This window comes from Actinocorallia lasiicapitis (assembly GCF_054778695.1).
The window spans coordinates 1-7909 of record NZ_BAAGZI010000285.1 but is presented as its reverse complement, the minus strand read 5'-3'; the positions used below and the strand labels follow the sequence as shown (position 1 = coordinate 7909).

10 protein-coding genes are annotated in these 7909 nt (G+C 71.1%); 6 read left to right on the top strand and 4 right to left on the bottom strand.

Going from position 1 to position 7909, the window contains the following annotated elements; translation table 11 throughout:
* The coding region (locus ACYVE7_RS24845; protein ID WP_460367693.1) for a hypothetical protein at window positions 1-1062 on the top strand (1062 nt) is incomplete at its 5' end.
* Here ACYVE7_RS24845 and ACYVE7_RS24840 read toward each other — a convergent pair.
* From ACYVE7_RS24840 to ACYVE7_RS24830, 3 genes are all read right to left on the bottom strand, one after another.
* Window positions 1048-1818: a hypothetical protein gene (locus ACYVE7_RS24840; protein WP_460367691.1), complete on the bottom strand. Its 771-nt coding sequence runs from the start codon at window positions 1816-1818 to the stop codon at window positions 1048-1050. The genes ACYVE7_RS24845 and ACYVE7_RS24840 overlap by 15 nt on opposite strands.
* Before the next feature lie 222 nt (window positions 1819-2040).
* Window positions 2041-2265, bottom strand: coding sequence for a helix-turn-helix domain-containing protein (locus ACYVE7_RS24835; protein ID WP_460367689.1), 225 nt, complete (start codon window positions 2263-2265; stop codon window positions 2041-2043).
* Complete coding sequence (locus ACYVE7_RS24830) at window positions 2265-2822, bottom strand: DUF2975 domain-containing protein (protein WP_460367688.1); 558 nt, start codon at window positions 2820-2822, stop codon at window positions 2265-2267. Before ACYVE7_RS24830 ends, ACYVE7_RS24835 begins: the two co-directional genes overlap by 1 nt.
* 116 nt (window positions 2823-2938) lie before the next feature.
* On the opposite strand from ACYVE7_RS24830, the gene ACYVE7_RS24825 reads away from it, so the two are divergent.
* Together ACYVE7_RS24825 and ACYVE7_RS24820 are read left to right on the top strand one after the other, a co-directional pair.
* On the top strand, window positions 2939-3538 hold the full coding sequence (locus ACYVE7_RS24825) for a hypothetical protein (RefSeq protein ID WP_460367687.1): 600 nt from the start codon (window positions 2939-2941) through the stop codon (window positions 3536-3538).
* Entirely contained in the window at window positions 3535-4380 is an 846-nt protein-coding gene (locus ACYVE7_RS24820; RefSeq protein WP_460367685.1) for a hypothetical protein, read from the top strand. The genes ACYVE7_RS24825 and ACYVE7_RS24820 overlap by 4 nt, the downstream gene beginning before the upstream one ends.
* Before the next feature lie 4 nt (window positions 4381-4384).
* Here the strand turns inward: ACYVE7_RS24820 and ACYVE7_RS24815 are convergent, their stop codons facing one another.
* Window positions 4385-5557: a globin domain-containing protein gene (locus ACYVE7_RS24815; RefSeq protein WP_460367684.1), complete on the bottom strand. Its 1173-nt coding sequence runs from the start codon at window positions 5555-5557 to the stop codon at window positions 4385-4387.
* A 121-nt stretch (window positions 5558-5678) separates the two neighbouring features.
* Between ACYVE7_RS24815 and ACYVE7_RS24810 the strand changes: the two genes are divergently transcribed.
* From ACYVE7_RS24810 to ACYVE7_RS24800, 3 genes are all read left to right on the top strand, one after another.
* Complete coding sequence (locus ACYVE7_RS24810) at window positions 5679-6716, top strand: alpha/beta hydrolase (RefSeq protein ID WP_460367682.1); 1038 nt, start codon at window positions 5679-5681, stop codon at window positions 6714-6716.
* Between the two features lie 31 nt (window positions 6717-6747).
* The gene (locus ACYVE7_RS24805) at window positions 6748-7230 is read left to right on the top strand and encodes a hypothetical protein (protein WP_460367681.1); all 483 of its coding nucleotides are present in this window, start codon (window positions 6748-6750) and stop codon (window positions 7228-7230) included.
* A gap of 68 nt (window positions 7231-7298) precedes the next feature.
* A partial coding sequence (locus tag ACYVE7_RS24800; RefSeq protein ID WP_460367679.1) for a hypothetical protein occupies window positions 7299-7909 on the top strand: 611 nt, incomplete at its 3' end.

The window sequence follows — 7909 nt, the reverse complement described above, 5'->3', positions numbered from 1 at the left end:
GTGACGCCGAGCGCCGCACCCTCGGCGACGGCCGATGCCACCTCGGAACCGGAGTCCATGACGCCACGCGCCGCACCCACGGCGACGGTCGGTGGCACGCCGGGACCGGCGTCCGGACGTCAGGGCGGCGGACGGGCTGCGCCGAAAGCCGCCGCCCGGCCGAAGGTCCGGGTGCGGGGCGACGTCGTCCGCGTCGTCGCGGGCGGGAAGGCCCTGTACACGTTGGAGGCGACCAATCTGGGGCCGTCGATGGCCCGTGACGTCACCATCAGCGATCTGCTGCCCGAGTATGTGTCCGTTCTGTCCGGGCCGTCCGGCTGCACGTGGTCGGGGCGGCGGATCAGGTGCACGCTCGGCGATCTCGACGTGGACGTCGTCCGCGCCCTGCGGTTCACGCTCCGTATCTCGCCCGCCGCCGAGGGCAGGACCCTCACCGCGCTGGGCCGGATCAGCACCACCACCGAGGAGACCGACCTCGACAACGACACGGCGGACGCGACGATCTTCGTCGACGGCGAGGCGAACCTGTCCGTCCGGAAGCACGGGCCCCGCCGGGTCAGGCCGGGACGGCCGTTCACCTACCGCCTCACCGTCGGCAACGCCGGGCCGTCCGACGCCCGCGACGCCCGGATCGTCGACCGGCTGCCCGCACGGCTGACGCTGGTGGGGCCGCTGCCGTCGGGCTGCACCCGGTCCGGCCGTCTGATCACCTGCGAGATCGGCCGGCTAGCCGCGGACGGCCGCCGCACCTTCACCTTCAGGGCCGCTCTCACCGGCGCCGCACGTTCCGGCGCGTCGCTCCGGAACACCGCGAAGGTCGTGAGCCTCACCAAGGACCCCGACCGGACTGACAACACCGACGGCACCGACGCCGAGATCGTCGTACCCGTTCCCCGGCCCACACCGCCGCCCCACGCGTCCCGCCCCGAACTCCCCGCGACCGGCTCCGACGCCCCCCTCCCGCTCCTCATCCACACCGCCCTGCTCCTCCTGGGCGCCGGCCTGATCACCACCCGCCTGACCGCCCGTCCCGGCCGTGCGGGCGCGTCACTCGGTCGATGACGGGCGGGACCGCTGCCGCGCGACGGCGGCGGTCCACACCTCGCGCGTCCAGGCCGGGGCCGCGCCGATCAGCGCGCCCGCGTAGACATACCCGACGATCGCGGCCGTCACCAGGAGCATTCCCAGGGCGTCGAGGCCGCCGATGTCGTCGGGGGCGTGGCTCGCCGTCGGATCGACCTCCTCGGGAACGAACAGCGCGCCGATCCCGAGCGTGATCGTGTAAAGCCCGGTGAACACGGCGATGATGAGCCAGGGAGCCAGCAGAAACGCGAACGGCGCGGCCGACGAACGCCGAAATCCGCCGACGATTCCCGCGGCCGCGATGATGACTCCGCTCCACAGAACGTACTGCGCCACCACGGCCGCGACCTCATTGTCGCTGTAGGGCGGCAGGCGCAGCAGATCCGCGAATTCCACCCCGCCGCCCTCCGGCAGCCCGAACGCCTCCGCCCTGACCGCGCGTCCCATGAAGTTCGCCAACGCGGTCGACAGGACCAGCCAGGCGACGATCACGACCCCGGTTCCGACGGCCGCGATCAGCGCGCCCGCCGCCATCGAAGGGCCGGTCGACGCGATCGTCCGGAGGGCCCGCCCGAGCCGTCCCGCGGTCCTGTGCCCGAGGACGACGGCGTCGATCCAGGCCTTGACCAGGAAGTAGACGGCGAAGAGCGTCGCGAGGACCCAGCCGGGACCGGAGAACTCCCGCAACTGCGCCACCAGCAGATCGTCTGGCTTGGGAATGCTGGAGAAATCCACTGTCCACCACCTACGAAGATCACCCATCGGCGGGGAACATAATCCCACGAACCGGACTCACTCCCGGGCCATTTCCCGAAACACCGGAGTCTCTGGAAAGCCGAATTCCCCGGCCGCGCGAAATGCGTTGAGGAGAAATCGCGCCGCGGGCCAGGCCGTGCCTTATGAGACTCGCGCGCAGGACCGAACATCCATAAGACACGCCCCCGCGAAGGTCCTCGCCTAGTCGGCGAGGGTGACGGTGAGGAGGTCGCCGGGTTGGCAGTCGAGGGCCTGGCAGAGGGCGGTGAGGGTGGTGAAGCGGATGGCCTTCGCGCGGCCGTTCTTCAGGATGGAGAGGTTGGCCTGGGTGATGCCGACGCGGTCGGCCAGCTCGGTGAGGGTGAGGCCCCGGGCGGCGAGGAGATGGTCGAGGTGGAGGACGACGCGGTCTTCTTCCGCCGGCATCAGACGACCGCCGCCAGATCGTCGCGGAGGGCGCAGCCGCGCTGAAAGACCTGGGCGAGGGCGAAGAACCCCAGGGCGAGGAGCAGCCAGCCGGGGGTCAGGTGCCAGGTGAAGGCCGTGCGGTCGGCGGCCTGGTCGGCGAGGGGGATCGTGGCGAGGGCTTCCAGGAGGCCGGCGGCCAGGCCCGTCAGGCTGAGGACGGCCAGCAGGCGGAGGCGGCGGACGGCGGTCCGGGTGAAGGGGTCGTCTCGGCGGGCGTCGCGGACCAGCAGGAGGAGGACCGCGAGGATCGCGGTGATGACCGTGAAGGTGGGGAGGGTGGCGGCCAGGTGCCAGGCGCACTGGGCCGGAGAAGGGTCGGTGAGCTGGACGGGAACGGTGGCGTCGTCGGCAAGGGGCCGTGTGGTGAGGCCGGAGGCGGGGACTTCGACGTCGATGGGCGCTCCGAACAGCGGCGGCAGGGCCGCGTGGAGGCCCAGGGCGACGACGGCGGCCACGGCCGTGGCGAGGGCGAGCTGTAGTTCCTTCAGCCAGTCGGCTTGAGATCCGCGCTTCACGGCACCCTCCTCTTTATCGATAATCAATATATCGATATTCGATGGAGGGAGGCGGGTTGTCAAGATGAGTAGGGCGTACTCAGGTGTGGCGATGGGGGGCTGCCTAGCGTCGGGGCATGGGCGCGTTGAGGTATCTGTGGGTCGTGGTCGTGCTGGTCGTGAGCGCGGCGTGCGGGAGTGGGGCCGGGAAGGATCCGGTGGATAACGGGGGTGGGGGGCCGCCGCCCGCCGGGCAGGGGCCGAAGGACGAGGACGACGGTCCCGGGTACTCGCCGTTCGAGCTGCCGGTCGGGGACACCTCGACGAACACGACGCCGGGGGCCGTCTACGATCTGATCGCCGCGCGGGACTGCGCGGGGGCACGGGCTCAGCTCGACCGGAACCAGAACGACCCCGAGCTGATCCCTTATAAGATCACTCCGGAGTTCACCCAGTTGCTGCGGGTCGGGATCGCGCTGTGCGCCGGGGATCCGGGGACGGCGCGGAGCCGGTTCTCCGGGGCCGTGAAACCGGACGAGCCGTGGTTCATGTGCGAGCTGTACCGGGCGTCGGCCGCGTCGCTGCAGAACCGGCCGAAAGCGGCGTTCGGGAGCTGTCCGGCAGCGCCCGCACCCGTCACCGAGACACCGGAGACGACGCCCGAGGTGACGCCCGAGTCGACTCCGGACGGGACGTCGGAGGACACGGCGACGCCCGCCGAGGCGCCCACCGGATGAGCGAGGCCGCGCCCGAGACCGCCGGGTCGCCGCTGCTGCGGTGGCTGGCGGCGGTCGTCGCCAACGCGACGGTCGTCACCGCGCTGCTCGTCTACTTCGGGTGGCAGCGCAGCGAGGTGATGGCGCGGCGGATCGGGATCGACGAGAGCATCCTCGGCATGAGCACGCGCGACTACGTGCTGCGGAGCGTCGGGCAGGTGCTGGCGCTGCTGCTGACGATCAGCCTCGCCGGTCTGCTCTGGCTGGCGCTGGACCGCCGGCTCGGCCGTGCCGTCGCGACACCGACCAGGACCGTCCGGATCGTCCTGGCGCTGCTCTCGCTGGCCTGGCTGATCCTGCCGGCGGCGGCCTGGGCGGCGGGGTTCGTGCCGGCAGTGCGGGCGCAGGCGTACGTCGCGCTGCCGTTCGCGCTGGGCGCGGGCGTGCTGCTGGCGTTCTACGCGGGACGACTGCGGGGGGCCGGGCCGCAGCCGCACGACGCCGCGCTGCGCGGGTGCGTGGCCGTGCTCGTCGGGGTGGCGCTGTTCGCGGGGACGTCCCGGTATGCGACTGTCCTCGGCGTCGAACTCGCCGACGCGATCAACCCGCGCGCCCTCACCAAGGTGACGGTCTACAGCCCCGTCCGGCTGCATCTCGGCGCGCCGGGCGTCGTCGAGTCGGCGCTCCCCAAGCCGGCCCCGAAACAGGAGAAACCGTATCTGTACCGGTACAGCGGGCTACGGCTGCTCGACCATGTCGGCGGCCGGTACTTCCTGATCTCCGACGTCTGGACGCGCCGCGACGGCACCGTCATGGTCGTCCCGGACGACTCCCCCGCCCGCCTCGAGTTCACCCACCGCTGAACGGTCAGTATGGGCGGTTCGCCGGGTTGATCCAGGCGGGCCTGGCGTCGTGGAGGAACCAGTGGGACGGCGACGGCAGCGGGTCGGGCATGGTCGACTTCCCGTGCCAGGGGTCGCTGAAGGCGGGGAGCCCGAGGACAGCGGCATGACGTCGGACCGCTTCGACCATCGGCGCCGGGCCGGAGACGACCACGTCGCAGGACGGGTGGACGGCCCGGGTCTTGATCAGTTCCAGCAGTGCGGGCGGCCGGCCCGGGACGACGAGGTCGACACGGAGCCAGTCATACGCCTGGTTGAGCGCGGCCAGCGACTGCCGGTCGTAGACGTCCTCCGGCGAGCGCGCGGCGACGATCAGGGTGGCGGGCTGCGGAGTGGAACGGTCCGCGAGCTCGATGATCAGCGATTTGATCGGGGCCCAGCCGGTGCCGCCCGCGACGGCGATCAGCGCGCGACCGGGCCGGGGGACGGTGAGCTCGCCCATCGGCGCGCCGAGCCTGAGCCGGTCGCCGGGGCGGACGTCGTCCACGAGAACCCCGCTGAGCAGCCCGGACGGCACCCGCCTGACGTGCAGTTCCAGCGTGCCGTCCGCGCGGGGCGGGTTCGCGATCGAATACGGCCGCCACACCTGCGGCGCGCGCGGTGAGCTGACACTGAGGAACTGGCCCGACCGGAACGGGTAGGGCCGGTCGGGGTGGACGGTCAGCACGGCGACGTCCGGGGTGCGGAGCTCGTGGAGCAGCACGTCGGCGTCCCACCAGGGCGGGACGCCGTCCCGTTCGGCCTCCGCCGCCGCCTCGATCATCACCGAGCTGATCACTTCGTAGGCGGCGAGCCAGTTCTTCTCGACCTCGCCCGTCCAGCGGGCGCCGCTGAAGTGGGCGAGGGTCGCGATCAGGCTCGCGCCGACGGCCGGATAGTGGTCGGGCAGCGCGCCGAACTTGCGGTGGTCGACGCCGAGTCCGCGCAGGTAGGCCGCCAGGGTGTCGACGTCGTGGGCGTGCGCGGCGGCGTGGCCGAGCGCGAGCAGCAGCCGCTCGTGCTGCTCACCCATGTCGTCAGGGAACAGGCCACGGACACCGGGGTGCGCGTGGAACAGGTGGCTGTAGAAGAAACGGGCCGCCTGCACGGCCCGCCGCTCGACTACTTCAAAGCTCTGCTTGATGACGGCGGGATCCACGGCGCGGAGGCTACCAGTCGGTAAACGTCCGGACATACCGATGAGTATCAATGCATATGCCCGAGGCATAGATAGACATCTCTGTTTTTTCGCGGTTGAGTGTGCTCCCATGCGAACATGGGTGAACAAGGCGCGAGCGATCGTCGTCGGAGCGGGACTGCTCCTCACGGCGGCCTCCCCCGCACAGGCGGCCGAGGTCGGACCGCCGACTTTGAACTACGGGTACGGGCTGAGCCAGGCCGCACCGGCCACGGGCAGCTCGACGAACTTCCTGCTGACCGTGAACACGGCGCAGGTCGCGTTGCCGCACGAGATTAAGATCATATTGCCGAGTGACTACTACGAGCAGCCGAACAAGCGCTACCCGGTGCTGTACTTCCTGCACGGTGCGGACAACCATCCGAGCGCCATCGACTTCCCGGCGCTGAACGACGCGTCCGAGATGATCACCGTCATTCCGGACGGCGGCAAGCGCGGCTGGTACTCCAACTGGCGCGACCAGAACACCGCCGCGGGACCCCAGAACTGGGAGAACTTCCACATCAACCAGGTGATCCCGTTCATTGACTCCAATCTCCGGACGATCGCCACGAAGAAGGCGCGTGCCGTCGCGGGCATCTCGATGGGCGGGTTCGGCGCACTGCACTACGCGCAGCTCCACCCTGACCTCTTCGATCAGGTCGGCACGCTCTCGGGTGACAACGACCTTTCCGCGGCGTCGATGGATCTGCGGTTCACCGCCGTCGCGACACTGACCAACGGGGTCGGCGCTTTCTGCACCAGCGGCGTCTGCAACTGGGGCCCGACCGTGTCGAGCGACGCCCTGTTCGGTTCGCCGTATCCGGTGTTCAACGTCGACTGGATGTGGAACGCCGCCAACCCGACCAACCCGGCCAACATCGAGAAGCTGCGCGGCAAGAGCGTGTCGATCTATGTGGGCAACGGCCGGGGCGACGTCACGGCCCTGGAGTTCTGGCTGGAGGCCGCCTCCCAGCGCCTCTCCAACGCCCTGAACGCGAAGAACATCCCCCACCACTTCGTGAACTACGGCGACGGCACGGGCTGGGGCGCCTGCCAGGGCCAGCACGACACCACGTGCTGGGCGCAGGACCTCGTCGACCTCGTCCCCCGACTCCAGCAGGGCTTCACCACTCCCTGACCCCCGCTGCCATGGTGAATGATGACGAACCATGACATCGGGAACATTTCTTCGGGCGCGATCGGCTGCGATCAGCGGCGGCGGCGCGGCCCTCCTCGCGGGCCTGCTGGCCGCCGCCGTCTACGGGATCGGGCTCGGGCTGGAGACCGGGTGGCGGTTCGGTCCGCGCGGTGGCGACATGGACTTCACGGGCTGGCCCTCCGCGATGGCCGGGCTCCTCTGCGGAGGGCTCGGCTTTCTCGCGTTCGGCTGGGGGTTCCTGAAGTGGACCCGGGTGCCGCGGCCGGGAGAGATCCTGCTCCCCGGGATCGTGTTCACCTTCATCGGGCTGTCCGGCCTCATCGAGCTGATGGAAGGCCCCTGGACGCTCGCGGTGGCGGGGCCGGTCGTCGCGGCGTTCAGCTTCGGGACCGTCACGGTGGGGCTCGACGATCACGCGCCGGGACGGTGGCGGGTCGCGGCGGCGGTTCTGCTGGCCGGGGTGATGGCGCCGGTGCCGCTCGTCGGGCTCTGAGGATTGCGGGGGGCCAGGGGCGGGGAACAAGGGGAGGATCCGGGTAGTGCCGACCTTTGGGGTGGAACGTGCAGAACTCCCGCGGTTCGACGTCTGGTGAGGCCGTGGAGTCGGAGGAGTTTCTCGACGCGACGATCCAGGGGGTCGTCGCCGATCTGCGGGCCGCGGCCGAAGGGGACGGACCGGTCGGACCGCCCGCGGCGCGGACCGTGCCGGACGGGCCGCGCGTCGTGGTGCGGTCACAGGAATGGCGGGGCGGACGCGAAGGGTACGCGGCGCAGTGGCGGGACGCGCTGGTCGCGGCCGTCGGCTGGCAGACCCTGCTGACCTCGATCGGGGCGCTGGCCGAAGCCGCGGGAGCGGGGGCCGCCGCCAAGTTCCGGGTGACGTCCGTGGTCGCGCGGCGGCTGATCGAACTGCTCGCCGCCGAGGGGGCGGCCGACGACGAGGAAGAGGTGCGGTTCACCTATCCGCTCTTCGCCGGATATGACGGGCTCGGGGTCGACCTCGAGGCGCGTCAGGTCTACGGGGCCGTGATCGGGCTGCGGGTCGGCGGGCGTCCCGGCGGGCTGGACGCCGTCGCGCCCGCCGTCCTGACGATCAGGACGCTGCTGCTGGACGCGCGGCGCGGCGGAGCGCCCGGGATCGTGGTCGAAGGGGACGGGCGGGAGCGCGGGTC